The sequence below is a fragment of the Bacillus sp. es.036 genome, from assembly GCF_002563635.1.
In the GTDB taxonomy this organism is placed as follows: Bacteria; Bacillota; Bacilli; order Bacillales; family Guptibacillaceae; genus Guptibacillus.
Genome location: NZ_PDIZ01000001.1, coordinates 2,836,443 through 2,861,590, shown reverse-complemented (window position 1 = coordinate 2,861,590; position 25,148 = coordinate 2,836,443). Strand labels below are relative to the sequence as shown.

30 protein-coding genes and 1 pseudogene are annotated in these 25,148 nt (G+C 40.5%); 24 read left to right on the top strand and 7 right to left on the bottom strand.

Annotated features, from left to right (window positions below; translation table 11 throughout):
• Positions 1 to 73 precede the first annotated feature (73 nt).
• Entirely contained in the window at positions 74 to 1,768 is a 1,695-nt protein-coding gene (gene ilvD / locus ATG70_RS14600; RefSeq protein ID WP_098445004.1) for a dihydroxy-acid dehydratase, read from the top strand.
• Between the two features lie 135 nt (positions 1,769 to 1,903).
• Positions 1,904 to 2,887: a nuclease-related domain-containing protein gene (locus tag ATG70_RS14595; RefSeq protein ID WP_098445003.1), complete on the top strand. Its 984-nt coding sequence runs from the start codon at positions 1,904 to 1,906 to the stop codon at positions 2,885 to 2,887.
• A gap of 206 nt (positions 2,888 to 3,093) precedes the next feature.
• On the opposite strand, the gene ATG70_RS14590 is transcribed toward ATG70_RS14595, so the two are convergent.
• Positions 3,094 to 3,516, bottom strand: coding sequence for a VOC family protein (locus ATG70_RS14590; RefSeq protein ID WP_098445002.1), 423 nt, complete (start codon positions 3,514 to 3,516; stop codon positions 3,094 to 3,096).
• A gap of 191 nt (positions 3,517 to 3,707) precedes the next feature.
• Here ATG70_RS14590 and ATG70_RS14585 point away from each other — a divergent pair, with 191 nt between their 5' ends.
• Positions 3,708 to 4,121, top strand: a complete 414-nt coding sequence (locus tag ATG70_RS14585; protein WP_098445001.1) for an acyl-CoA thioesterase — start codon at positions 3,708 to 3,710, stop codon at positions 4,119 to 4,121.
• Between the two features lie 28 nt (positions 4,122 to 4,149).
• On the opposite strand, the gene ATG70_RS14580 is transcribed toward ATG70_RS14585, so the two are convergent.
• Positions 4,150 to 4,878, bottom strand: a complete 729-nt coding sequence (locus ATG70_RS14580; protein ID WP_179886288.1) for a SurA N-terminal domain-containing protein — start codon at positions 4,876 to 4,878, stop codon at positions 4,150 to 4,152.
• Positions 4,879 to 5,066: 188 nt separating this feature from the next.
• Between ATG70_RS14580 and hpaB the strand changes: the two genes are divergently transcribed.
• On the top strand, positions 5,067 to 6,509 hold the full coding sequence (gene hpaB, locus ATG70_RS14575; protein WP_098444999.1) for a 4-hydroxyphenylacetate 3-monooxygenase, oxygenase component: 1,443 nt from the start codon (positions 5,067 to 5,069) through the stop codon (positions 6,507 to 6,509).
• A 134-nt stretch (positions 6,510 to 6,643) separates the two neighbouring features.
• Positions 6,644 to 7,969 (top strand): short-chain fatty acid transporter, encoded by a 1,326-nt coding sequence (locus ATG70_RS14570; RefSeq protein WP_098444998.1) that lies wholly within the window; start codon positions 6,644 to 6,646, stop codon positions 7,967 to 7,969.
• A 69-nt stretch (positions 7,970 to 8,038) separates the two neighbouring features.
• On the opposite strand, the gene ATG70_RS14565 is transcribed toward ATG70_RS14570, so the two are convergent.
• The gene (locus tag ATG70_RS14565; protein ID WP_098444997.1) at positions 8,039 to 8,242 is read right to left on the bottom strand and encodes a hypothetical protein; all 204 of its coding nucleotides are present in this window, start codon (positions 8,240 to 8,242) and stop codon (positions 8,039 to 8,041) included.
• A 124-nt stretch (positions 8,243 to 8,366) separates the two neighbouring features.
• Between ATG70_RS14565 and ATG70_RS14560 the strand changes: the two genes are divergently transcribed.
• From ATG70_RS14560 to ATG70_RS14550, 3 genes are all read left to right on the top strand, one after another.
• Complete coding sequence (locus ATG70_RS14560; RefSeq protein WP_098444996.1) at positions 8,367 to 9,035, top strand: GTP pyrophosphokinase; 669 nt, start codon at positions 8,367 to 8,369, stop codon at positions 9,033 to 9,035.
• Entirely contained in the window at positions 9,032 to 10,027 is a 996-nt protein-coding gene (locus tag ATG70_RS14555; RefSeq protein WP_098444995.1) for a Gfo/Idh/MocA family protein, read from the top strand. Before ATG70_RS14560 ends, ATG70_RS14555 begins: the two co-directional genes overlap by 4 nt.
• Before the next feature lie 109 nt (positions 10,028 to 10,136).
• Positions 10,137 to 10,733 (top strand): nitroreductase family protein, encoded by a 597-nt coding sequence (locus tag ATG70_RS14550; protein ID WP_098444994.1) that lies wholly within the window; start codon positions 10,137 to 10,139, stop codon positions 10,731 to 10,733.
• Positions 10,734 to 10,756: 23 nt separating this feature from the next.
• Here the strand turns inward: ATG70_RS14550 and ATG70_RS14545 are convergent, their stop codons facing one another.
• Entirely contained in the window at positions 10,757 to 12,199 is a 1,443-nt protein-coding gene (locus ATG70_RS14545) for a carbon starvation CstA family protein (protein WP_098444993.1), read from the bottom strand.
• Positions 12,200 to 12,538: 339 nt separating this feature from the next.
• Here ATG70_RS14545 and ATG70_RS14540 point away from each other — a divergent pair, with 339 nt between their 5' ends.
• Positions 12,539 to 13,516 (top strand): acyltransferase family protein, encoded by a 978-nt coding sequence (locus ATG70_RS14540; RefSeq protein ID WP_179886287.1) that lies wholly within the window; start codon positions 12,539 to 12,541, stop codon positions 13,514 to 13,516.
• Positions 13,517 to 13,557: 41 nt separating this feature from the next.
• Here the strand turns inward: ATG70_RS14540 and ATG70_RS14535 are convergent, their stop codons facing one another.
• Positions 13,558 to 13,926, bottom strand: a complete 369-nt coding sequence (locus ATG70_RS14535) for a winged helix-turn-helix transcriptional regulator (protein ID WP_098444991.1) — start codon at positions 13,924 to 13,926, stop codon at positions 13,558 to 13,560.
• A 256-nt stretch (positions 13,927 to 14,182) separates the two neighbouring features.
• On the opposite strand from ATG70_RS14535, the gene msrB reads away from it, so the two are divergent.
• The 10 genes from msrB (at position 14,183) to ATG70_RS14485 (ending at position 20,270) form a co-directional block, all read left to right on the top strand.
• The gene (msrB, locus tag ATG70_RS14530; RefSeq protein ID WP_098444990.1) at positions 14,183 to 15,310 is read left to right on the top strand and encodes a peptide-methionine (R)-S-oxide reductase MsrB; all 1,128 of its coding nucleotides are present in this window, start codon (positions 14,183 to 14,185) and stop codon (positions 15,308 to 15,310) included.
• A gap of 104 nt (positions 15,311 to 15,414) precedes the next feature.
• Positions 15,415 to 15,783, top strand: a complete 369-nt coding sequence (locus tag ATG70_RS14525; RefSeq protein ID WP_098444989.1) for a YidH family protein — start codon at positions 15,415 to 15,417, stop codon at positions 15,781 to 15,783.
• A gap of 137 nt (positions 15,784 to 15,920) precedes the next feature.
• Positions 15,921 to 16,181, top strand: a complete 261-nt coding sequence (locus ATG70_RS14520) for a metal-sensitive transcriptional regulator (RefSeq protein WP_098444988.1) — start codon at positions 15,921 to 15,923, stop codon at positions 16,179 to 16,181.
• A 50-nt stretch (positions 16,182 to 16,231) separates the two neighbouring features.
• Complete coding sequence (locus ATG70_RS14515; RefSeq protein WP_098444987.1) at positions 16,232 to 16,711, top strand: DsrE/DsrF/DrsH-like family protein; 480 nt, start codon at positions 16,232 to 16,234, stop codon at positions 16,709 to 16,711.
• A 12-nt stretch (positions 16,712 to 16,723) separates the two neighbouring features.
• The gene (locus ATG70_RS14510; RefSeq protein WP_098444986.1) at positions 16,724 to 17,083 is read left to right on the top strand and encodes a rhodanese-like domain-containing protein; all 360 of its coding nucleotides are present in this window, start codon (positions 16,724 to 16,726) and stop codon (positions 17,081 to 17,083) included.
• Between the two features lie 14 nt (positions 17,084 to 17,097).
• Positions 17,098 to 17,406, top strand: a complete 309-nt coding sequence (locus ATG70_RS14505; RefSeq protein ID WP_098444985.1) for a rhodanese-like domain-containing protein — start codon at positions 17,098 to 17,100, stop codon at positions 17,404 to 17,406.
• A gap of 20 nt (positions 17,407 to 17,426) precedes the next feature.
• Positions 17,427 to 17,990 carry a sulfurtransferase TusA family protein gene (locus tag ATG70_RS14500; RefSeq protein WP_098444984.1) on the top strand — a complete coding sequence of 188 codons (564 nt, stop codon included), beginning with the start codon at positions 17,427 to 17,429 and terminating at the stop codon, positions 17,988 to 17,990.
• A gap of 77 nt (positions 17,991 to 18,067) precedes the next feature.
• A complete protein-coding gene (locus tag ATG70_RS14495) occupies positions 18,068 to 19,189 on the top strand; it encodes an MBL fold metallo-hydrolase (protein ID WP_098444983.1) in 1,122 nt (373 codons plus the stop codon).
• A 16-nt stretch (positions 19,190 to 19,205) separates the two neighbouring features.
• Complete coding sequence (locus ATG70_RS14490) at positions 19,206 to 19,433, top strand: sulfurtransferase TusA family protein (RefSeq protein ID WP_098444982.1); 228 nt, start codon at positions 19,206 to 19,208, stop codon at positions 19,431 to 19,433.
• 57 nt (positions 19,434 to 19,490) lie between these two features.
• Positions 19,491 to 20,270, top strand: coding sequence for a sulfite exporter TauE/SafE family protein (locus tag ATG70_RS14485; protein ID WP_098444981.1), 780 nt, complete (start codon positions 19,491 to 19,493; stop codon positions 20,268 to 20,270).
• A 48-nt stretch (positions 20,271 to 20,318) separates the two neighbouring features.
• Here ATG70_RS14485 and ATG70_RS14480 read toward each other — a convergent pair whose 3' ends face one another.
• The gene (locus tag ATG70_RS14480) at positions 20,319 to 21,605 is read right to left on the bottom strand and encodes a hemolysin family protein (protein WP_098444980.1); all 1,287 of its coding nucleotides are present in this window, start codon (positions 21,603 to 21,605) and stop codon (positions 20,319 to 20,321) included.
• 205 nt (positions 21,606 to 21,810) lie between these two features.
• On the opposite strand from ATG70_RS14480, the gene ATG70_RS14475 reads away from it, so the two are divergent.
• From ATG70_RS14475 to ATG70_RS14455, 5 genes and pseudogenes are all read left to right on the top strand, one after another.
• Complete coding sequence (locus ATG70_RS14475; RefSeq protein ID WP_098444979.1) at positions 21,811 to 22,491, top strand: TVP38/TMEM64 family protein; 681 nt, start codon at positions 21,811 to 21,813, stop codon at positions 22,489 to 22,491.
• A gap of 82 nt (positions 22,492 to 22,573) precedes the next feature.
• On the top strand, positions 22,574 to 22,876 hold the full coding sequence (locus tag ATG70_RS14470) for an EthD family reductase (protein WP_179886286.1): 303 nt from the start codon (positions 22,574 to 22,576) through the stop codon (positions 22,874 to 22,876).
• Positions 22,877 to 22,995: 119 nt separating this feature from the next.
• Positions 22,996 to 23,613, top strand: a complete 618-nt coding sequence (locus tag ATG70_RS14465) for a flavodoxin family protein (RefSeq protein ID WP_098444977.1) — start codon at positions 22,996 to 22,998, stop codon at positions 23,611 to 23,613.
• A 308-nt stretch (positions 23,614 to 23,921) separates the two neighbouring features.
• Positions 23,922 to 24,020, top strand: a pseudogene (locus tag ATG70_RS22840) (YjcZ family sporulation protein); the annotation flags it as partial.
• Between the two features lie 104 nt (positions 24,021 to 24,124).
• The gene (locus ATG70_RS14455) at positions 24,125 to 24,229 is read left to right on the top strand and encodes a YjcZ family sporulation protein (RefSeq protein ID WP_098444975.1); all 105 of its coding nucleotides are present in this window, start codon (positions 24,125 to 24,127) and stop codon (positions 24,227 to 24,229) included.
• Positions 24,230 to 24,272: 43 nt separating this feature from the next.
• Here ATG70_RS14455 and purU read toward each other — a convergent pair whose 3' ends face one another.
• Positions 24,273 to 25,139, bottom strand: a complete 867-nt coding sequence (purU, locus tag ATG70_RS14450; protein WP_257147711.1) for a formyltetrahydrofolate deformylase — start codon at positions 25,137 to 25,139, stop codon at positions 24,273 to 24,275.
• Between the last annotated feature and the right edge of the window lie 9 nt (positions 25,140 to 25,148).

The window sequence follows — 25,148 nt, the reverse complement described above, 5'->3', positions numbered from 1 at the left end:
TATCATCAAAGAATATAAATTTTGAATTAAATAAATTGTCTAATTTTATATGTGAAGTGGAAGGGTGATTGGAATGGAAGGCAAAAAAGATCTTCGAATCAGAAGTAAAGTAATCAGTGAAGGTGTTAATCGAGTACCTAACCGCTCCATGCTTCGAGCAGTCGGTTTTACAGATGAAGATTTTAAAAAACCAATGATAGGTGTAGCGAGTACCTGGAGTGAAGTTACACCTTGTAACGTACATATTGATTCTCTTGCGCGTGAGGCGAAAGCGGGCGCTAAGGATAACGGCGGCGCGCCAATGATTTTTAACACGATTACCGTTTCTGATGGTATTGCGATGGGTCATGAGGGAATGTTCTATTCTTTGCCTAGTCGCGAAATCATCGCGGATTCAATTGAAACGGTCACAAATGCAGAACGTCTTGATGGCATTGTTGCAATTGGCGGCTGTGACAAAACAACGCCAGGTTGCTTAATCGCAATTGGTCGTATGAACATTCCGTCCGTCTACGTGTACGGTGGTACGATTCAGCCAGGTAAACTGAATGGAAATGATATTGACATCGTTTCGTCATTTGAAGCGGTTGGACAATATCAAGCTGGAACAATTAACGACGAAGAGTTGCACAAAGTTGAATGTTCTGCTTGTCCTGGAGCTGGCGCGTGTGGCGGAATGTATACGGCAAACACAATGGCATCTGCGGTTGAAGCACTAGGAATGAGTATCCCAGGATCATCCTCAACGCCTGCAGTGAATGATTATAAAGAAACTGAATGTCGTCAAGCTGGAGAACTAGTGGTTTCCCTTCTTGAAAAAGACATCTATCCTCGTGACATTATGACAAAAGAAGCATTCGAAAATGCGATTACGGTTGTCATGGCTCTTGGTGGTTCAACAAATGCGTTCTTGCATCTAACGGCAATGGCCCACTCAGCTGGTGTCGACTTATCATTGGATGATTTCGAACGCGTTCGCGAACGTGTTCCATACATTGCAGACATGAAGCCGAGCGGTAAATATGTGATGCAAGATCTATATGAAATTGGCGGTGTACCTGCTGTCATGAAACTTCTTCATGAGCATGGCTTGCTTCACGGCGATTGTCTCACAGTAACTGGAAAAACGGTCGCAGAAAACTTGGCCGAAGCCCCATCGCTAAAAGAAGGACAAGAAATTATCCGCTCTCTAAATGATCCGATTAAAGCAAGTGGTCCACTTGTTGTTCTACGAGGGAATCTAGCTCCTGAAGGTTCTGTTGCAAAAATGTCCGGTCAGAAAATTAGTCAATTTGAAGGCCCAGCTCGTGTTTATAATAACGAAGCAGAAGCAACGGCAGCAATCGAAGCGGATGATATTAAAGAAGGTGACGTTGTCGTTATTCGTAATGTAGGTCCTAAAGGCGGACCTGGTATGCCGGAAATGCTTTCCATTACTTCCATGATTGTTGGTAAAGGATTGAATGGGAAAGTTGCTCTTATGACAGACGGACGCTTCTCAGGCGGATCGCACGGGTTTGTGATCGGTCATGTCTCACCAGAAGCGTTTGTTGGTGGACCGATCGGCCTCTTGAAAGAAGGCGACACGATTACCATTGATAGTGACAAGCAACAAATCAATTTTGATGTAACAGACGAAGAGCTCGAGCGTCGCCGTGCTGAATGGGTACGCCCTGAACTTCGATATAAGACAGGTATTCTCGGTAAATATGCAAGACTCGTTTCTTCATCCGCAAAAGGTGCAGTAACAGATCTTGATCTTGAGTAAATGGTAGTGCGAAAGCCAGCTTCCTTCTATGTGGAGGAACTGGCTTTTTCATTTTATTGAGCAAAGGAAATAATGAATTAGTGGAGAATGAATTCGTATAGGTAGAAAATAAAATCCAGAGGAGAGTGTCTCCCTTTGATTAAGAAAGATCATGATCCCCCGCATCATCTCCACAAATTAAGCCTTTTACTAAACCGGCTTCCATCCTATCATTCGCGCATTGAAGAAGTGAAGGAGCAAATTGCCATGTACCATGCAGGAATTTCAGGTGAGAAATCTCTAAATTTCCCGCTAAGTTTTTTAGACGATAAGCGGTTTTCGATCTATCATGACTTGCGTCTATTTGACGGCGTCCATTATTTTCAAATAGATACGCTTGTTGTGACTCAGCACTATCTTCTCATTCTTGAAGTGAAAAATATCTCAGGCACTCTTATGTTTGATCCCATCTTCAACCAGCTGATTCGCATTTCCGACACAAAAGAAGAAGCCTTTCCTAACCCCCTCACTCAGGTGGAGCGGCAGCGCGCCCAACTTCGAGCTTTGCTTCAAAAAATGAATATCCCAGAAGTACCGATTGAAACGCTTATTGTTGTCGCTAACCGCAGAGCGGTCCTTAAAGCGACAGAGGAGGTTCAGTTCATTTCTTCAAAAGTGATTCGGGGTGAGTTTCTTCCGACAAAAGTGAAGCTACTGGATAAGAGGTATGGTGATGAGCGATTGATGGTGAAGGATGTACGAAAGTTAGGGCGTATTCTTGTTAAGTTACATGAGCCCCTTGACCGAGACGTGCTGAAGCGATTTTCAATTTCTCCGGACGAATTGATTGTTGGTGTTGCTTGTCCAGCGTGTGCTCGTCTGGCTATGCAGAGATTGCACGGGAGGTGGTTTTGCGAAACTTGCGGTGCTTATTCTAGGAATGCCCACTTAAGAGCGCTTCAAGAATATGCGCTACTTGTGTCTAGAGAAATTACGAATCAAGAGGCGAGGCGGTTTTTGAGGATGGATTCCGTCTCTGCTACATCAAAAATGTTAAGAGCGATGAACCTTCAGTGTGAGGGTATCAAAAAAGGGAGAAAGTACTTTTTAGAAGTGGATTTGAACAGGTTTAGCCAATAAATTTCGATTTTGGCCAATAAAACTCAGATTTGGACAATATATTCTGGATTTAGCCAATAAAATAGTAATTTGGCCAATAAACCCTTTCCAAGCCACGTCTGGGCCTTCCGCGACACCCCTGGCATCTTGCAAAACCCGCCCAACTCTCTAAAAAAGTTCCGACAACAACAAAAAGCCCGCCACACACCCATGGCGGACCTCCATCACTAGTTAGAAGACCCAGGTTTCTCAAAATTAAGATCCCAAATCACCCCATAGGCATCCTTTACTTTCGCAAACGTTGCTCCCCAGAAGGTATCTTGAAGCTCCATATATACAGTTCCTTTTTCTTTCAGGCGGGCATAGAGCGACTCTATTTCTTCAGCGCTATCCAGTTCGAGTGCAAGAGAGATGTTATTCCCTACAGTTACGTTTTGATTCAAAAAAACATCGGAAACCATGAAAAATAGGTCATCTTTTTTAAAGCGTGCATGCATGATGTGATCGTCCAGTTCTGGTGGCGTTTCGAAGTTTGCTTCTCCAAACGTTTGAACATCGGTTATTTCGCCTTCGAAGACTTCCTTGTAGTATTCCAAAGCCTCACGCGCTGTGCCTTCAAATGAGAAATAAGGAATCGGGTGGTGCTTCATAGCTTTCACTCTCCTTTAAAGTAAGTCAGTACTTGTCTATCTACGTCTAGTATAACGGCATGAGGAGGAATAACAAAGAACGGTCGTTCGTCATGAAATGCCACATTTCTTCTTAATCGTATGAACATCCTACTTATAAAAAGGAAGAGCACTTCAACGTAGCGAATTAGTCAAACAATAGGAGGTGCTTTATGTATCAGAAAGTAATCGATCCAAGAGTCTCAGAAACAGACGGAGCAGGACACATTAATAATACGGTCATTCCGGTATGGTTTGAATCTGGTCGCGATCCGATCTTTCGTTTGTTTAACCCAGATTTAAGTTTCCATGACTGGCACTGCGTTCTTTTAAAAATGAATGCAGAGTACATGTCTCAAATTTATTATGGAACGCCGATAACTGTTTACACATGGATTAAGCGAATTGGTCGAACAAGCTTTGAAGTCTATGAGGAAATTCATCAGAACGAGAGCATTTGTGTGAAAGGAAGCGCGACTTACGTGAACTATCATTTTGATGTCCAAAAAAGCATGCCGATTCCAGATGAGATTCGAAGTCAGCTTGAAGACCATCTTTACGACAATCAAAAAGCCACCAGCGAGTAATTTCGCTAGTGGCTTTTCACCGAGGAACTTAAATGTTGATTTTAACATCAGCATCTTTTTTAAGTTTGTCGATCAGTTCTTGCGTTTTCTTATTTTTCTGTTCACCTTCTAGACCTTCTTTGATCTGAGGTTTCACATCTTCATAAGCTGGCATTTCTTCAGAACTACCCTGTTCTTTTGCCTTCTCATAGTATTCTTTCATTTCTTCTTCGCTTACTTCATCAACTTTAATTTCTTGATCAATGTACTTCGTATATTGAATGTTTTTCGCGATTTCTTTTTCAAGATCTTCCATCGTCATGTCACTTTCTTTAAGTGCTGCTTCGAATTTTTTCTCATCTTCAAAGCCTTTTTTGACATTCTCAAGCTCTTCCTTAACTTTATCATCGGAAGCTTTAATGCCTTCTTCTTGAGCCGCTTGAAGGATCAGTTCCTGACCAACCATGCTTTCAGCGACTTGTTTTTTCATTTGATCTAGCTGATCTTTTGGTACTTCCTGACCCATTTGCACATATTGCATTTGGCTTTGAGTATAAAGGGCATTAAATTCTTCCCCTTTAATTTCTTTATCGTTGACGGTCGCTACTACTTTGTCTGCATCGATTTCATCAACTTCCGGTTGCTCTTGCTCACCGGCTTTTTCTTCTGTCTTTGTATCTTCTTGTTTTTTGTCATTACTGCTCTCTTCATTTCCTCCACAGGCTGCTAATACTACGATTAATAAACCTGTTATAAATAGGTAAGTTAATTTACGCAATTCACATGCTCCTTTCAAAAGGCTGTGTCTATTGTTCCACAAAAGAGTCGACTTGAAAACCCCTATCAGTAAGTATGGGATAAAAACCACATTCTTATTACAATCTTTCATGAAGAAGGCATAAGCACTACATTCTTATGCAACTGTTGCATAGTTTAATAAGTAGTTTTATGAAAAGGGGAGACGGCATGATTAACGGAAAAGAGTATATTGAACGAATTGACGCGCTCCAAAATGAAGTATGGATTGAAGGAGGACGGTGTTCAGGCAAATTATCGGAACTGGCGCCTTTTAAAGGCATTTTAAAAAGCAAAGCCGCTCTTTATGATTATCAATGTCAGCCTGCTAATCAAAAGTTGTTTCGATATTCAACACTTGATTGTAAAGGAGACTATAGTTTTTCTTATCATCAGCCTACGTCGGTTGAAGATCTCACGAATCGCCGCTTGGCAACTCAGGAGTGGGCAAGATTAAGTGCAGGACTGATGGGAAGGTCACCGGATTATATGAATACACTACTTATGACGCTTGGGTATGCAGCACCGCATTTTGCACGAGATCAGAAAGCTTTTGGAGATAACATTAAGAGATTATATGAAAAAGCAAGAGAGAAAGATTTGTCCATCACACATACGTTTATTAATCCACAGGTTAATCGATCGGCTGGTCAGTACTTTGATGATACGAATGTCACAGCAGCCAAAGTAGTTGAGGAAAAAGAAGAAGGAATCGTCATTAAAGGTGCGAGATTGTTAGCTACCCAGGGGGGATTAACAGATGAACTACTCGTTCTACCTGCAGGAGGCTACACATTGGATGATGCTTATTTATTCGGTTTTATGATTCCTTCTGACACCGAAGGACTGAAATTCATCTGTAGGGAATCGTTTTGCTATCGTGATTCCCGATTTGATCATCCTCTCGCTTCACAATTTGAGGAAATTGATTCAATCGTCGTATTTGAGGATGTTTTAGTCCCCTGGGAATGTGTCTTTCTTTATAAAGATGCTCAAATTGTCGGAGAGATGGAAGAAGCGACTGGTATGTACACGTTCTTACAATTTCAAGCTGTGTGCAGGCAGGTAGTAAAGGTAGAATATATTCTTGGACTATGTGAGTTAATGGGAGAAGCCATTCAAATTCAAGAGTACGAGCATATTAAGTTAAAAATGAGTGAAATTATCACGACGCTTGAAATTATGAAAGCACTGCTAGTCGCTTCTGAAGTCAATAGTCGGTTAAATCAATATGGTACGCTTGTTCCGGAGAGTCAGCCATTGAAGGCTGCCATTCAATATTTTTCCGGTGTTTATCCAAGATTAATTGAGATCATACAACTACTTGGTGCCAGTGGGCTGATTTCAATTCCTACGGAGAAGGACTTTAATTCAGGCATTCAAGAAGATTTGGCGAAATATCTTCAAGGCGCGAACATCAATGCAAAAGAACGCGTGCAGCTATTTCGAATGGCGTGGGATTTTGGGATGAGTGCATTTGGCTCCCGACAAACGCAATTTGAACGTTTTTTCTTTGGAGATCCAATACGACTTTCAACGATTCATTACAACCGTTATTTCACTCAACCTTATGTTGATATGGTTCAAGCTTTTTTGGAGGAAAGGGAAAAGTAAAGTCGCAATACTGCGGCTCTTTCTTTTATTTATAAGAAATTTTTATTTTGAAAACGTTTTCTTTTTTGGGAGGAAACAGGAGAATTGTTACCGAATGAAGTTGAAGTACCTTATTACATAAAGGAGTTGAATGTATGCTTAAAGCTTCCATCTCATTATCAAATCGGATCATGCAACGGTATTTGCCAGATCCGTTTTTGTTTGTGATCATTCTAACGTTCGTTGTATTTGCTCTCGGAATGATTTTTACCGGAAGTTCACCAGTTCAGATGGTTCAATACTTTGGAGAAGGTTTTTGGAGTTTACTTGCTTTTTCCATGCAAATGGTGCTTGTTCTTGTCACTGGTTATGTACTCGCAAGTAGTCCACTTTTTAAGAAGGGTCTACATTTTCTTGCAAAAAGAGCGAAAACACCGGGGCAAGCGATCGTATACGTCACACTCGTATCTCTGCTTGCAAGCTGGATCAACTGGGGATTTGGTCTTGTTATTGGAGCGCTCTATGCGAAAGAACTTGCGAGACAGGTGAAGAAGGTCGATTACCGTTTGCTGATTGCGAGTGCTTATAGTGGTTTTCTTGTGTGGCATGGCGGGCTTGCTGGTTCCATCCCACTTACCATTGCCACGCCTGATCATTTTACAGCTGATTTGATCGGCATTGTATCAACGAATGAAACGATTTTTTCTTTGTTTAATTTAATGATTGTAGCGTCTCTCTTTCTTCTTTTACCTATTATCAATTATTTCATGTCACCTTCAGAAGATGAGCGTGTACATATTGATCCAAACTTGCTTGAAAAAGGGCACGTAGAGGCGGCGAGTCTTGAAGAAGAATTAACGCCAGCCGAAAGACTTGAGAATAGTCGCATCATTTCTTTGGTTATTTCAATTGTTGGGCTCGCCTATTTGGTTTATTATTTTGTGAATGCAGGATTTGAATTGAATCTGAACATCGTCAATTTTGGTTTTCTTTTTCTAGGAATCCTATTTCATGGAACACCCCGCCATTTTCTAGAAGCTGTAAGTGATGCGGTGAAGGGAGCGAGTGGGATCATCATTCAGTTTCCTTTCTACGCAGGTATTATGGGAATGATGGTGGCTTCTGGACTAGCTGCTCAGCTTTCACAGGGCTTTGTTTCGATTTCAAATGAATTTACGTTTCCGTTCTTTGCGTTTTTAAGCGCGGGCATTGTGAATTTCTTTGTACCGTCTGGTGGAGGGCAATGGGCGGTCCAAGCACCGATCATGCTTGATGCCGCAAAGGAATTAGGGGTATCGATTCCAAAAACAGCGATGGCTGTAGCATGGGGAGACGCGTGGACAAATATGATCCAACCGTTTTGGGCTTTACCAGCCCTTGCAATTGCAGGGTTAAAGGCAAAGGACATTATGGGGTATTGCTTCATCGTATTGATTGTAAGCGGTGTGGCGATTTCGCTTGGCCTTGTCTTTATCGGCTAGGAGCGGTGAGTATAAGTAGAACAGAAGCTTATTTTTACAAAGCTTCTGTTCTTTATTGTCAATGAAGCCTTAATGGTTATCGTTCGCGCGAAGCTTTTGATTTCTTATCACGCCATAAATCGCCAATACAATGAAAAAAAAGCAAAGGGTGACAAAGGTGAAGGAATATCCTACCTTTTGATCCTGATACATAGTGAATGCATACAAGGCCATGGCAAGCGCGCTTATGAAAAGGTTTATGATAATTAGAAAATGAAATTTTGGTTTATCCATTATTTACCTCCCTTCATTATATCTTACCATATCAACGTTGGCATTTGTTCCGAGTTCGTCAAAGTCCGTTCATACGCCGTTCATAAAAGTATGGTACGGTAACAGGTGAAAGGATGATTTGAACATGAAGAAGGAATTCCAAGAACGAATAGAAGAATGGAAGAATTTTTTGTTCATTTATAAATTTGCGCTCGATGAAATTAACACTAAACTAACAATTTTAAATGATGAATTTCAATTTGTTCATCAGCATAATCCAATTGAACACGTGAAATCACGAATAAAATCACCAGAAAGCATTATGGCAAAGCTAGAACGTAAAGGACTAGAAGTTACGACTGAAAATGTAAAGCAACATATTAATGATATTGCAGGCGTGCGCGTAACCTGTTCTTTTACTAATGATATTTATCGTATTTATGACATGATTGAAAGTCAGGACGATATCCGACTGATTGATGTAAAAGATTACGTGAAAAATCCAAAACCAAATGGATACAAAAGCTTGCATTTGATCGTTGAAATTCCCGTTTTCTTATCGAAAGGACCAGAACTTGTGAGAGTGGAAATTCAATTGCGTACCATCGCCATGGATTTCTGGGCAAGTTTAGAGCACAAGATTTACTATAAGTTTGAAGGGGAGATCCCGGATAAATTAAGCAATGAATTAAAAGAAGCGGCAGAAATCGTTCATTACCTTGATGCGAAAATGATGCGAATTAAAGATGAAGTAAACGAATTTAAGGAGCATGAAATTGAGGAGAAAAAACTTTTAGCTAGGGGGCTTACATGAAAACCATTCGTTGGGGGATCATTGGTTGCGGGAATGTTACTGAAAAGAAAAGCGGACCGGGGTTCCAAAAAGCAGAGTATTCAGAGCTTGTGGCGGTTATGCGCCGTGATTCAGAGCTAGCTCAAGATTATGCTAGGAGACACGAAGTGCCAAAGTGGTATACAAATGCGGGACAATTGATTCAGGATGACGAAGTGGACGCTGTCTACATCGCGACACCACCGTCGACTCATAAAGAATATACGCTTCTTGCAGCCCAAGCTGGGAAGCCGGTGTATGTTGAGAAACCAATGGCATTAAACACAGCAGAATGTCAGGAGATGATCGACACATGCCGTTCCAACGATGTGCCTTTATTCGTTGCCTTTTATCGTCGAGCGATGCCTGCTCTTTTGAAAGTAAAAGAGTTGTTGGAGAATGAGGAGATCGGTAATGTTCGATTTGTAAGGACCGTGCATCATAAGAAAGCTTCTGAACAAGAATTACAAGGTGATCTTCCCTGGCGAGTGAAACCGGAAATTTCAGGTGGGGGTCACTTTTTCGACCTGGCCAGTCATACGCTTGATTTTCTTGACTATCTGTTTGGTCCTATTGAACAAGCGGATGGTTTTGCGAGTAATCAAGGCGGTCTTTATGAAGCAGAAGACATCGTATCAGGCACTTATGTTTTTCAATCAGGTGTACACGGCACAGGGCAGTGGTGTTTTCAATCTTACAAAAATGAAGATTTAAATGAAATCGTTGGTGATAAAGGATCAATCGTTTATTCAACACTTCAAGAACGTCCAATCATTCTCAAAACTGAGTCAGGTGAACGTGAAATTGAAGTGGTGTATCCTGAACATGTTCAACAGCCGTTAATTCAGACTATTGTCAATGAGCTAAACGGTATAGGACAAACACCAAGCACTGGAAACACGGCCATTAGAACGAGTAGAGTAATGGATCAGCTCGTTGCAAATTATCATCAAGAAAAGAAAAGTCTCTCATAGGCTTTCTTTTTTTGTTTGACATTGATAATCATTATCAATAGAATGGAGGTATGATGAGTTTAAAAGGCACGGGTCTACCATTTGTCTTAAGAAAGGGTGCTTATAAAAAATGAATGATACGATTCAACATACAATTGTTTCAAGAAGAACGATTCGCAAATTTCAACCCGACGATATCCCATTACATACAATCGTAGACATTCTGGAAGATGCGAAATGGGCGCCAAACCATAAACTAAGAGAACCGTGGGAAGTGATGTTATATAAGGGTGACGGCAAAGGACACCTCATTGAGCATATCCAAGAAAGTATTGCCCGCACAGAATTTGATGAAGAAAAAGCGGAAAAGAAAAAGGAAAAGATCAATCAATTCATTCGTAACATACCGATTCATCTTCTTGTGACGGTGAAAGCGGCTACGACTGAAAAAGAGCGTCATGAAGATTTTGCGGCTACGTGTGCATTCATTCAAAATATACAGCTACTGTCCTGGGCGAAAGGATTAGGCGTTGTATGGAAAACAAACGGATTTATTTTCGATCCTATCTTTCGAGAAGCGATGGGACTTGAGCCTGGTGACGTGATCGTTGGGATGCTTCATATTGGGAAGCCAGCGTTTATCCCCAATCCGAAAGAACGTAAATCTATTAAGAACAAACTTACCATTTACGATACGCAACCAAAAAAGCAGCCTTCCTTTTTCTAGCTGAAAAGGAAGGCTGCTTTTCTCTATGCCACTTGTTCGATTGTAACCATTTTTCTTTTGCGGGCTTTCCATAATTGATAACCAAACCATCCCGCTGTAAAACAAGTAATGATGCCACCAAAGACCATTGAGATGTTGTATGGAAGTTGAAACCCTTCTGGTGCAAGGAAAAGATATGTTGATACCGTCATTGTCATGAAGAGTGCAGGCAAACTACAAATCCAATGGAACTTTTGTTTTTTTACAAGGTACATCGCTGCTGTCCAAAGCATGACAGTAGCCACGAGTTGATTTGTAAAACCAACGTATCGCCATAAAAACGTATAATCAATCTGCGTTAATAGAAATGTCGGTGTTGCAACAGCTGCTGTTAAAAGAAGCGTCTTTCCTTTGCCATCAGCAGCTTTTGATGTCTCTTTTTTAGTAAATAAATCAGCAAGCATCATACGAGAAGACCGAAGGGACGTATCGCCAGTTGTGATTGGAAGAATAATAACACCCACAATCGCAAGAACGCCACCAAATGTACCAAGTAAGGAAGAACTTATTTCGTTTACGACTCCGGACGGTCCTCCAGCCGCAAGGGCTCCCTGAAGTCCACCTGTACTTCCAAAGAAAGTCATTCCGGCCGCCGCCCAGATAAGAGCAATTACTCCTTCTGCAATCATCGCTCCATAAAAGACTTTCTTTCCATCGCTTTCACGTTTCATTGTTCTTGCAATGATTGGACTTTGAGTCGAATGGAATCCTGAGATTGCTCCGCACGATACGGTAATCATTAAGAGTGGCCATAGCGGCAAATTATCCGGATGCAAGTTTGAAAAAGTTAAATTTGGAATAGGATTGTCCATAAAGAATAATCCAATTGCGATAGATACAGCCATCACGATAAGAATAACCCCGAAAATCGGATAAATTCGACCGATGATTTTATTTACAGGTAAAATGGCTGCCAGTACAAAATAAGCAAAAATGAGTATCAAGCTCATCGTAAAACTAAGTGGCGTTACTTGCGCCATTAGCTGGGCAGGACCAGCTGTAAAAGCAGCAGCAACAAGAATCATCAAAACGATCGAAATAATATTAATCGTTCCTTTTGCCCCTTTTCCAAGGTAGCGTCCTACTAGTGAAGGATACTGTTCCCCATTATGCCTAAGTGACATCATACCTGAGAAATAATCGTGAACAGCTCCTGCGAAGATTGAGCCAACGACAATCCAGATGAAAGCAACAGGCCCGTATAGTGCTCCAAGCACTGCACCAAAGATTGGACCAAGACCAGCGATATTTAAAAGTTGAATCAAACTTCCTTTCCACCAGCTCATCGGCATATAATCCATGCCATCTTGCTTTGTATATGCAGGCGTCTCACGATCATCGTCAATGCCGAAAATTCGTTCAACCACCTTAGAATAAACGTAATACCCAACAATCAATAAACAAATGGCTCCGACAAATGTGATCATGTCTCCCGCCTCCTTTTTCCTTTTGTATGTGTGAAAATATAACATTCATTCTACTCATCTGGGCACAAAAAAACAATGGGATTATTCAGAAAAAATATATTTTTCTATTAATTCAACCGTTTTCATACTAATTTGAGTCAATAGACCTGGATTTAGGTAGTAAAAAGGTTGTGTTTATGACCAAAAATAGTGTTGGAATATTCTTTCTTTTGGTGAGATTGACAGAATTATGCGGTCAAGGTGCGAATAACTAACCAATATAAAGGATGAAAATATGAAAATGAGGGTATATAGAGAAGGACGATATGGTCTTTCAATCCTTTGAGGAGGTTGTTTTTCGTGTCAGAACGTATTGCATACTTCGATAATAGTAAAGCTATCTTAATATTGTTAGTAGTCGGTGGTCACCTGCTAACGCCATTTATTAATGACTCTCGTTTTATTTACAGTTTGTATCATGTCATCTTTATTTTTCACATGCCTGCTTTTATTTTTTTAGCTGGCTATTTCACTAGAAAGGCATCTGGCACAAAATATTTTTGGAAAGTGTTCACGACGTTTTTGCTTCCTTATGTCATTTTCCAGGTCGTTTATTCAATTTATTACACAAACCTGTATCAAAAATCATTTGCAATTGAGTTTTTAACCCCAAGATGGGCCATGTGGTTTTTATTATGTATCGCTGCATATAAGCTGATATCACCTATATTGCTTAAAATGAAGACAAGTGTTTTGCTACCTTTAAGTATCGGGGCTGGCCTCGTTGTTGGTTACTTTGATGTTGAAAGATTTCTATCACTTGACCGACTCTTCGTTTTCTTACCGTTCTTCGTACTTGGCATGGTAATGGGGCGTAAAAAGAAGCCGATCCGCTTCCCATATATGAAATGGATTGCTCCCGTGGTACTTGGCGGATTGTTTTTACTGTTTTATTTATACAAAATTGAAGGACTAGCTGATCTCCTTTACGGTACGTATGTGTATGAATCAAGCACAGACTTGTTGATTCGCCTCACCTATTATATTGGAACGGCGATTGTTATGTTTTTGTTCTTTTCGGTGATTCCAGAAGGACCAATTGTCTTTACACCATTAGGATCCAGAACGTTTGCGATTTATTTGTTCCATGGATTTGTCATTAAATGGTTCCTTGAACAACAGTCATCTGAAGTCATTGCGACTATGTGGGGGATACCATTTATCTTGATCTTTACGCTGTTCGTTTCTACAGTATTCGCCATGCCGTTTTTCTCGAAACTGCTGGCATTCGATCGATGGTTACCTTCACCAGATAAATTGACATCAGCTCGAAGATAAAAAACGGTCGGCACGTTTGTACGTGCCGACCGTTTTTTGAATTAAGCTTTCATTGTATCTCGTTCTTCAGGTTGTAAGAGCACATCTTCTTTGCAAGGATAAGTTTTTTCGATGTGCTGCTCTCCCCATGAGCAAAGTGAATCAAGTATTTCTTTTAAAGACCATCCGTAGTCAGTCAGTGAATATTCAACTTTTGGTGGAATCTGATTGTACACCTTTCTTAAAATCACACCATCATCTTCTAATTCACGGAGCTGTTGTGTTAGCATCTTTTGCGTAATGCCAGGCATTAATTTTTTTAGTCCACCCGTGCGCTTCGTGCCTTCGATTAGGTGACAGAGTATGACGACCTTCCACTTTCCTCCAATCACTTCGAGGGCAGCTTCGACAGGGATATTATATTTTTTCATCGTATATACTCCTAACCATTCAATAATAATTTCTTCTATATTTATAGCCTATCACCTCTGACATTATTTAACCAGAAATATGATGATACACCCGGGTGTTTTTGTGAAAACCGATCCAAATTCAACGAATTATCCTAAATGAGTTAAACTAAAGAAGAGTGAATCGATGAAGATGGTGAAGAGTCAATTAATAGATGTAGTGTTAGGCTGTGAATTTTGGTTTATGCTTCCATTAGAAATAAAGGAGGAATAACGTATGAAAGCAACAAGGTGGATTTTGTTAGTTGGGATAGCGGCTGTCTTAGTTTTCACATTGCCGAAATTATATGATGTGATCTTTAAACGTTCATATGGGAGTGAGCCGGCACAGGCTGTCCAGGATAATGAAGCGATCGCTACTTTTGCGGGAGGATGTTTTTGGTGCATGGAACCACCATGTGAAAAGCTAGATGGCGTTCGAGAAGCTGTCTCTGGTTATATTGGTGGAGAAACAGAAAACCCTTCCTATAAAGAAGTATCTTCAGGAGGGACCGGTCATGTTGAAGCCGTTCAGGTGTACTATGATCCTTCTATTGTTAGCTATGAGACACTCTTAGATGTATTTTGGCGACAAATTGACCCGACAGATGATGAAGGACAGTTTGTCGATCGTGGTGATCAATATTTATCGGGTGTTTTTTATCATAACGAAGAGCAAAAATCGGCTGCGGTGAAGTCGAAACAGGAGATTGAGGACTCAGGACGGTTCGATAAAGCGATTGTTACTCCGATTGAAGAAGCAACGACCTTTTACGTAGCGGAGGATTACCATCAAGATTATTATAAAGAAAATGAATTTCGCTATAAATTTTATCGTGAAAATTCAGGGCGAGATCAGTTTCTTGAGAAAGCATGGGGAGATGATCGTGAGGTAGACGTGCCAGAAACAAAATCAGCTGTTACGTATACTGATGAAGAATTAAAAGAAATGCTCACGCCGATTCAATACAGTGTGACGCAGGAAGATGATACGGAAAAAGCATTTGATAATGAATACTGGGATAATAAAAAACAAGGAATTTATGTTGATATTGTTTCAGGCGAGCCGCTTTTTAGCTCGATCGATAAATATGAATCCGGTACTGGCTGGCCAAGTTTCACTAAGCCGCTAGTATCAGAAAACATTGTAGAAAAAGAAGATAAAAGTTGGTTTACCGTTCGAACGGAAGTAAGAAGTAAAGGAGCAGACTCTCATCTTGGCCATGTGTTTGAAGATGGTCCTGAGCCGACAGGTCTTCGCTATTGCTTGAACTCCGCTGCTCTTGATTTCATCCCAAAAGAGGAAATGGAAGAGAGAGGATACGGGGAATTTATAAACATTTTTGATGAACAGGCAGAATCGTAAGCGATTCTGCTTTTTTTGTTTTTAGAAGGATACAATAACAGTAGTCAACAGTTGCGTATATACGCTATGGGGTATATAATTCAAATCATGTGAGGTGAAGAAACTTGGAAAACAAGAAAGCAGATGGACGAGTGCAGCAGCTTTTAGCAAATGAACGAACGTTTCTAGCGTGGGTTCGCACTTCGATTGCTATCATTGGTATTGGTTTTCTAACAGCAAGCTTACATTTTACAAGAGCCGCGGGAGAACGTGCAGATGACCAGGTAGCGGTCTTCATTAGTTTTTCCTCGTTATTTTTTGGATTGTTGACGATCGCAGGCGGAGCTGTGCAGTTCTATCGCACGAAAAAACGCATTTTAAAATTCGAGGTACCTTCCTCTTCATGGATCGTCGTGTTTCTACTAGTAGTCGTATTGTTAATGATTGCTTTAATTGCTACGTATTTTATTATTCAAATCAATTGGCTTTCTTAAATCCAGGGTGTTGACATTCTATACAGATACGTTATAATACCCCTATAGGTATTTAAAAAACAAACGTAATTGATTTGCCGATAAATTTTTTTACTTGATTTTATACCCTAAGGGGTATATAGTGGGGAGGGTATCAAATGAAATACGATAAAGCCGTTACGAATCGATTGAAGCGTATTGAAGGTCAATTACGCGGCGTCATCCAGATGATGGAGCAAGAGAAGAGCTGTGAAGATATTGTAACGCAACTCTCCGCAACGCGTTCTGGGATTGATCGTTCCATTGGATTAATCGTAAGTTCGAATCTTGAACAGTGTCTTCACCAACAGATTGAGCAGGGAGAATCTACTGATGATGTTGTCAAAGAAGCTGTTAACCTTTTAGTAAGAAGTCGATAAAAAATTTTAACATGTTATATACCCTAGGGTGTATAAGAGGAGGATATAAAATGAGTGAACAAAAGAAAACAACGATTGTGTTATTTAGTGGAGATTATGACAAAGCAATGGCCGCTTACATTATCGCAAATGGTGCTGCTGCTTATGATCATGAGGTAACGATTTTCCATACATTTTGGGGCTTGAACGCTCTTCGTAAGGATCAGCAAGTAGACGTTAATAAAGGTTTTCTAGAGAAAATGTTTGGGAAAATGATGCCACGCGGCGCAGACAAAATGGGCCTTTCCAAAATGAATTACGGTGGAATGGGTAAAAAAATGATTAAGAACGTGATTAAAAAGCATAATGTAACAGAACTTCCGCAGCTAATTGAGCTTGCACAAGAACAGGAAGTGAAGCTTGTTGCTTGTACGATGACGATGGATCTACTTGGTCTACAAAAAGATGAACTGCTAGAAGAAATCGACTATGCAGGTGTGGCCGCTTACCTTGGTGATGCTGAAGATGGTAACGTCAATCTCTTTATTTAAGGAGCGATAAGAATGGAACTCATCCTAATTGCTATCATCGTGATAGCTGCATGGTTCATTTATAAAAAATTCGGACCTGGAAAAGGTGTAGCCACGATAACTTCTGAACAGGCGAAAGCAAAGTTTAATGATCGCAATGTCCAATTTATTGATGTGCGTACTCCGGATGAATATAAAGGACAAAAAGTAAAGCAATTTAAAAATATGCCGCTTCATCAACTAAGCAAACGTGCAAAAGAACTTGATCCAAATAAAGAAGTTGTTGTGATCTGTCAAAGTGGTATGAGAAGTTCAAAAGCTTGTGGTGAATTGAGGAGACAGGGATTCACGTCTGTGTCGAATGTACGCGGCGGAATGAATATGTGGAAATAAGAGGAGGAAAAAGAATGTCTGGTTATGTAAAAGATGTAACACCAAGTGAGGTAAATGAACTGTTAAAGAGCAATAAAACCATTAGTATTGTCGATGTTCGAGGACCAGAAGAGGTAGCCGAAGGTAAAATTCCTGGTGCCTATAATCTCCCAGTCAATGAGCTACAGGACAGAATGAATGAACTTGATAAGGATAGAGAGCATATCATTGTCTGCCGATCAGGTGGCAGAAGTAGTATGGCTTCAATGGTTTTAAAATCAAACGGGTATTCCGTTTTAAATATGACAGGCGGCATGCTTGAATGGACTGGAGAAACAGAATAAACCCTACAGGAGGTAGACTTATGATACAAACTGATCATGTACTTGATGCAAAAGGGCTAGCTTGCCCGATGCCAATTGTAAAAACGAAGAAAATGATGAAGGATCTTGAAGCTGGAGTCGTTCTAGAAATTCTGGCTACAGACAAAGGCTCTAAAGCTGACCTTAAAGCGTGGGCTGACAAAGTTGGGCATCATTATCTTGGAACTGTCGAAGAAGGCGATGTACTAAAACATTATCTTCGTAAGGCTTCAGATGGGGAAACAACGCTTGAAAAGAGTCATCCACATGTTATTTCAAATGAAGATCTTACCGCTAAACTAGCAGAAGAAGATATGGCGGTCGTGGATGTAAGAGAGCCAGCGGAATATGCGTTCAGCCACCTTCCAAATGCGATCTCTTTGCCACTGGGTGAGCTAGAAAATCGTATGGCAGAGTTAGATAAAGAGAAGAAAATCTATGTTGTTTGTCGTACAGGTACAAGAAGTGATCTTGCTGCGCAAAAGCTAGCTGAGAATGGCTATGATGTGATCAATGTTGTACCAGGAATGTCCGAATGGGATGGTCCTACAACGTCTGATCTTTAGAAAATAAAGGGCGGGGATTTTTCCCGCAGTATGACTAAATTTTTTTAGATAAACTAATACGGACGGGGGTATATGAAGTGAGTTTGAAACAAAAACAGGCAAGTGAAGTTGCAACAAAAGTGATCAATCAGGATGAACTTTTTATTCTCGATGTAAGAAATGAAGAAGCATACGGTGATTGGAAAATCGAAGGTGCATCCGTTACGTCAATGAATGTTCCTTACTTCGATTTAATTGACGGGGTAGAAGAAATTCTGCCGAAGCTTCCGAGGGATAAAGAAATTCTTGTTGTATGTGCGAAAGAAGGTTCATCGATCTTTGTAGGTGAAGAACTCGTTGAAGCAGGACTTGAGAACGTCTCTTATCTTTCAGGTGGAATGAAAGCATGGAGTGAATACCTTGAGCCAGTTAAGGTTGGTGACCTTCCAGGAGGAGCTCTTTATCAATTTGTTCGCCTTGGAAAAGGATGCCTCTCTTATTTGATCGAATCAAATGGAGAAGCGGCCATAGTGGATGCTAACCGCATGATTGAGAATTACACAACGTTTGCGGAAAACAAAGGTCTTACAATAAAAGCAACGTTTGATACCCATCTTCATGCTGATCATATTTCTGGCGGTAAGACGTTAGCTGACAGCGTGAATGGAACGTATTATCTTCCTGAAGAGGATGCTGGTGAAGTAACGTTCGACTATACGGCATTGAAAGAAGGAAGCACAGTAACGGTTGGAGAGGTTACGATTGAACCGATCTACTCTCCAGGACACACAATTGGAAGTACGTCACTTATGATTCATGATGCTTACCTTCTAACAGGTGACATTCTATTTGTAGAGTCCATTGGACGACCAGATTTAGCTGGTAAGGCTGAAGACTGGGTTCAAGACCTACGCACAACACTCTACAACCGTTACAAAGAAATGACCGGAGAATTAGTTGTTCTTCCAGCTCACTTTTCAAAAATGGCAGAGCTTGATGAAAAAGGAATCGTCTCTGCAAAGCTGCAAGATCTTTACCAAAAGAATGATGGTCTTAACGTAGAAAAAGAAGAAGATTTTAGAAAAATGGTGACGGAAAATCTTCCACCACAGCCAAATGCTTATCAAGAAATTCGTGAAACAAACATGGGGAAAATCACTCCTGATGAAGAAACAAAAAGAGAAATGGAAATTGGACCAAACCGCTGTGCGGTTAACTAATAAGGAGGAATTACAAATGGATGCACAAAAAACACTAGACACAAAAGGGCTAGCATGCCCAATGCCAATCGTTAAAACAAAAAAAGCAATGAAGGATATGGAGTCAGGTGAAGTACTTGAAGTGCAAGCAACGGATAAAGGTGCACAGAGTGATCTAGCTGCATGGGCAAAATCAGGCGGTCATGAACTAATGAAGTCTGAAGAAACAGACGGCGTGTTCTATTTCTGGATTAAAAAAGCTTAGTAAAATGATAGGGGGTACTGAATAAGTACCTCCTTTTTAATGTAAGGGGTGAACAAGATGGATTTTAGCTTTATTATAACAATTTTTGCAATTGGATTTATAGGATCTTTTATTTCTGGAATGGTTGGGATTGGTGGCTCGATCATTAAATACCCAATGCTGCTTTATATCCCACCACTACTCGGTTTTGCTGCCTTTAGTGCTCATGAAGTTTCTGGCATTAGTGCGGTTCAAGTATTCTTTGCAACCATCGGTGGTGTATGGGCTTATCGGAAAGGCGGTTATCTGAATAAGCAGCTGATCCTCTACATGGGTGTCAGCATTCTGATCGGTAGTTTCATCGGAGGATATGGGTCCACCATTATGTCAGAGCAAGGAATTAATGTCGTGTATGGTCTGCTTGCAGCCATTGCAGCGGTTATGATGTTTATACCGAAAAAAGGCATCGATGATATTCCACTTGATCAGGTGAAATTTAATAAATTTCTTTCAGCTGCTCTTGCCTTTATCGTGGGGATTGGTGCAGGAATCGTTGGCGCGGCCGGAGCATTTCTTCTCGTTCCGATCATGCTCGTCGTATTAAAAATTCCGACACGGATGACAATTGCTTCTTCTCTTGCGATTACGTTTATTTCCTCAATCGGTTCAACGGTTGGTAAACTGGCAACTGGCCAAGTTCTTTTACTCCCTGCCGCAGTTATGATTGTCGCAAGCTTAATTGCTTCACCGCTTGGTGCCAATGCTGGTAAGAAAATCAATACGAAAATTCTTCAGTGGGTACTTGCTGCCCTTATTCTTGGAACGTCCATTAAGATTTGGATTGATCTCTTATCTTAAGCGAAAAAGCTGTCTTGATGTGGTTCACATCGAGACAGCTTTTTTTATTTATGATTTTTGCTTTATTTCAAGTTCTTTGATTTGATGTCCGTCTACTTCTAGAACTGTGAACTGATAGTTATCTACTGTAAACGAGGTTCCCTGTTTAGGTTCAATGTCATGCGTAAGGATCCAACCACCAATTGTATCCACATCTGTATGGTCAATTGATGTGCCAAGCAATTCGTTAATATCACTAATGAGTGCTTTTCCATCAACGATCGTTTGGCCATTTTCTGTTTCACGAATGGGAAGCTTTTCATCAAAATCAAATTCATCTTGAATCTCACCAACGATTTCTTCAAGAATATCCTCAACAGTGACGAGTCCTGCCGTACCTCCGTACTCATCCACAACAATGGCAATATGATTATGGCTCTTTTGCATGTTGGCTAAAAGTGTTTTGATATGAGCTGTCTCAATAACGTGATTAATCGGGTGAATGTATTCTCTCAGTAAAAGCTCTTCACCCCATTTATACTGTGTTAAAATTTCTTTAATGTTGACGACGCCAATGATTTTATCTTTATCTCCATCTGCAACAGGATAGCGTGTATACTTACCGTTTTTCATGATCTCAAGGTTTTCTTCCGTTGTATTATCTAAAAAGAGACATGTCATTTCTGTTCTTGGGATCATGATTTCTCTAGCCATCCGCTCATCAAATTCAAAGATATTATTCACGAATTCCATCTCGGATTTATTAATTTCCCCACTTTTGTAGCTTTCGGATAAAATGAGGCGAAGCTCATCTTCAGAGTGGGCTTGTTCATGCTCATTCGCTGATTTAAGTCCGAATAACCTTACGATACCACGAGCTGAGCCATTCAATGCCCAAATAAATGGGTACATGATACGGTAGAACCAGATAAGTGGTCCAGCAAGAAGTAAACTAACACTTTCTGCTTTCTGAATGGCAAAAGTTTTCGGAGCAAGCTCACCAAGAACAACGTGAAGAAACGTAATAATCGCAAAAGCTAGCGCTATGGTAACTGGTGTAGCAATGGAGTCAGGTAAATTGATGACCTCAAACAGCGGGTGCAAAAGCTGCTCCACGGTTTCTTCTCCGAGCCAACCTAAAGCAAGTGCAGTAATTGTGATTCCTAGCTGACAGGCTGAAAGATAGCCATCCAAGTTACCTAATACTTTTTGAACCGATTTTGCCTTTTTATTCCCTTCGCTTGCGAGCGCATCTATTCTTGTCCTTCGAATTTTCACGATGGCAAATTCAGATGCTACGAAAAATGCCGTTAAGACGATTAACAATAGAACAGCAATTACTTTAATTAGTTCCAATAAGGCCCTTACAGAGTTGTAAGGGTTCACCTCCTATGTAATAGTTGTCTTATTATATCGATGCTTTCCTTTTTTGGGGGAACGTAAAACAACTATTATTTTTCTTACAGCATACTCAATGGATATGATTGTCACTTGATTTCGTCAATGGAACATTCTTGTTAAGAGCATATATGCTATAGTTTTTTCAAAAGAGGAGTTATTTATGAAAAAGTCCGTAAATCCTTTCCTATGGATAGGAATAGCCCTTTTACTTACAATCTTAATGATCTTTCTAATCAATCCACCGTGGTTGGCGAGAGTTCGCTCCATGCTTTCACTTGAATCACTTTCTCTCCTAGCTGATTACTTTCGCTCTTTGGGAGTGTGGGCACCGATCATTAGCATAGCGTTAATGATTGCTCAGGGCATACTGGCGCCGCTGCCTTCATTCGTAATTACCGCAGCAAATGGGCTTGCATTTGGCATTCCATTTGGGTTCTTAATCAGCTGGACAGGAGGAATGGCAGCTGCCATTGTGATGTTCTGGCTCGCAAGACTTCTAGGTGCTGGCTTTGTTGAGAAAGTTACGAAACAGAATCATCTCCTACATCAAGCAAATCGGTACAGCGGAAAAAACGGTTTCTTTTTAATTTTTGTCGCAAGATTGATTCCAATTGTTTCGTTTGATTTTATAAGCTTTCTTGCAGGGCTTAGTCAGATTTCGTTTCGCTCTTTTTTTGTAGCGACGGCTCTTGGACAAATTCCTGGAACGATCCTTTACACGATTGTTGGACATGACGTTGCTAATTTGGACGAATATCAAACCCGTTTTCTTTGGACAAGTATCATCATTGTTCTATTTATTATTACTGGTAAAGTAGCGGCTAGCCGTAAAAAGAAATGAGTGAACACCAAGTGCATATTACTTTCTAATCAGCTCAACTTAGCTTATGGTATAAGAAATGAAATGAATGGAGCGATGAATCTTGGCTAAAATTGTTGTCCTTTATGAGGAACCGAAACACGTAGAAGAATTTAAGAGCTATTATGAAAAGAATCATATGGCTTTAGTAAAAGATGTTCCTAATGTCACTCACGCAGAAGTGAATTACGTTACAGCTGCAATGAACACCGATAAAAAGTATTTCTTAACTGCAACGATTGCGTTTGAATCCAAAGAGCAGTTGGAAGACGCCATGCAGTCACCGGCATGGGCAAAAGTATCGGAAGATGGCCAAAACATGATGAAGTTTTTAAATGAGCCACCGCAATTGCTTATAACAGAATAAAAGTAAAAAAAACACTTGAAGTTTCGTTCAAGTGTTTTTTGCATAACGATTTGTTTAAATAATTCTAGAAGAGGTAAAAAGATGGTAGGAATAACCATAGGTTGGAGAGGAGTTAGAAGATGAAAGCATTATTTTTAAATTGTTCCCTTAAAACAAGTGAAACGGCATCAAATACGGATGCTCTCTACAAGGAAGCGGAAGCGATTTTTCAACAAGAAGGAATTGAGTCTGAAAGTATTCGGTTAGCTGATTATAAGATCGCTTACGGAGTTTCGGATGATGAAGGTCATGGAGATGAGTGGCCGGCGATTTTTGAAAAGGTGAAGGTTGCTGATATTCTTATAGTAGGAACACCTCTCTGGCTAGGTGAAAAAAGTAGCATTGCGACACTTGCCATTGAACGCTTATACGGAGGAAGTAGCTTAACAAACGAGAAAGGCCAGTCCCTCTATTATAATAAGGTAGGCGGCGTTGTGATTACAGGTAATGAAGATGGTGCTAAACACGCTGCCGCTTCAATCCTATATGGGTTTTCTCACATCGGCATAACAGTACCACCAAATGTGGATGCCTATTGGGTGGGAGAAGCTGGACCAGGCGATTCCTATATCGAAGCGAATGGACAGAAAAATGATTTTTCGACAGGTCATGCCAAAACAATGGCTTATAATTTAATTCATTTTGCGCGTAATTTTAATGAAAACCCGATTCCTGCGAAAGGGAATACAATGGAATAAACATTCAGGAAGCCTCTTCTTCGGAAGAGGCTTCTTTTTTTGCGTCAGTAAGGTTTCATTCACCTAGGTGCCCAGCGTGACATAAAATAGTAAATGACCGATTTCGGGGGGATCTCAATGGATGAATTGATTTTGTTTCTTATCCTTTTCATTCTTCTTGTGATTATTTTACTAGCTGTAGCAGGCATTATTTGAACGTGACAGATAAGTTGAAATGATATTTCTACAGAACTATGGACACCAGCCTAATCCTTCCTTTCCTTTGCGACATATAGTGTTAGTAACCTTCCAGGAAAGGGGGTTTTCTAATGAGTGGTGGAAAAGAGCAAGTACGTGGCGGAGGCTACGGTAAAGGCTTTGCGTTAATCGTTGTATTGTTCATTCTTTTGATTATCGTTGGAGCTGCTGCAGTTGGCGGAGCTAATTACGGCGGTCAATGTGGTGGTTACGGAAAAGGTGGCTACGGCGGTTACGGCGGATGTGGCTACTAAACCTTTCTTGTTAAATTAACATGAAGGGAGGGATACGCATGAGTTACGGTTATGGTCAAGGCTTCGCGCTAATCGTTGTATTGTTCATTCTTTTGATTATCGTTGGCGCAGTATGGGCTTACTAAAATAAGCAAAGCACCCGAATGGGGTGCTTTTTCTTTTGGAAGCTTATTGAAAGACGATTGTTTTGTTTCCGTGAACAATCACGCGCTTTTCAAGGTGCCATTTCACGGCCCGGTAGAGCACAATGCGTTCAATATCCTTTCCATGTCTTTTTAAATCAGTCACATTATAGCGGTGAGTGATCCGAGTGATATCCTGTTCAATGATTGGGCCCTCATCTAGCTGAGCATTCACATAATGCGCCGTCGCTCCAATCAGTTTGACTCCTCGATCAAACGCCTGTTGGTATGGATTACCTCCGATAAAGGCTGGGAGAAAGGAGTGATGAATATTAATCATTTCGTTGTGATAGAGGTGAATAAGCTCTTCAGGAATGATTTGCATATACCTAGCGAGAATAACCGTATCGACATCGTGCTCGTCAAGGAGGCGAACATGCTCGGCGGTTGCCTTTGGTTTTGACTCTTTTGTCACCGGTACGTGATAAAAAGGGATACCCGCGTTCTCAGTTAGCTCTTTAAAGTTGGGGTGATTACTAATGACCATAGCAATGTCTGCATGCAATTCCCCTAATTGCCATCGCCAGAGTAATTCTTGTAAGCAATGGTCTTCTTTTGTCGCAAAAATAGCGAGGCGTGATTTTTTAGAAGAAGCCGTAATGGACCATTCCATCTCAAAGGGCTTTGCCGTTTCTTCAAAAGATTGTTTCAACTCGTATAGCTGATGATTCAAGTGAGGGTGACTAAATTCAATCCGCATAAAAAAGTGCCCGAGCACAGGATCAGTGGAATGCTGATCAGAGTGTATAATATTTGCACCATTTGAAAATAAAAACGTTGAGACTGCTGCAACGATTCCTTCTTTATCCGGACAGGAAATTAATAAAATGCCTTTTTCTAAGTTTTCCTTCATGATTTGCCT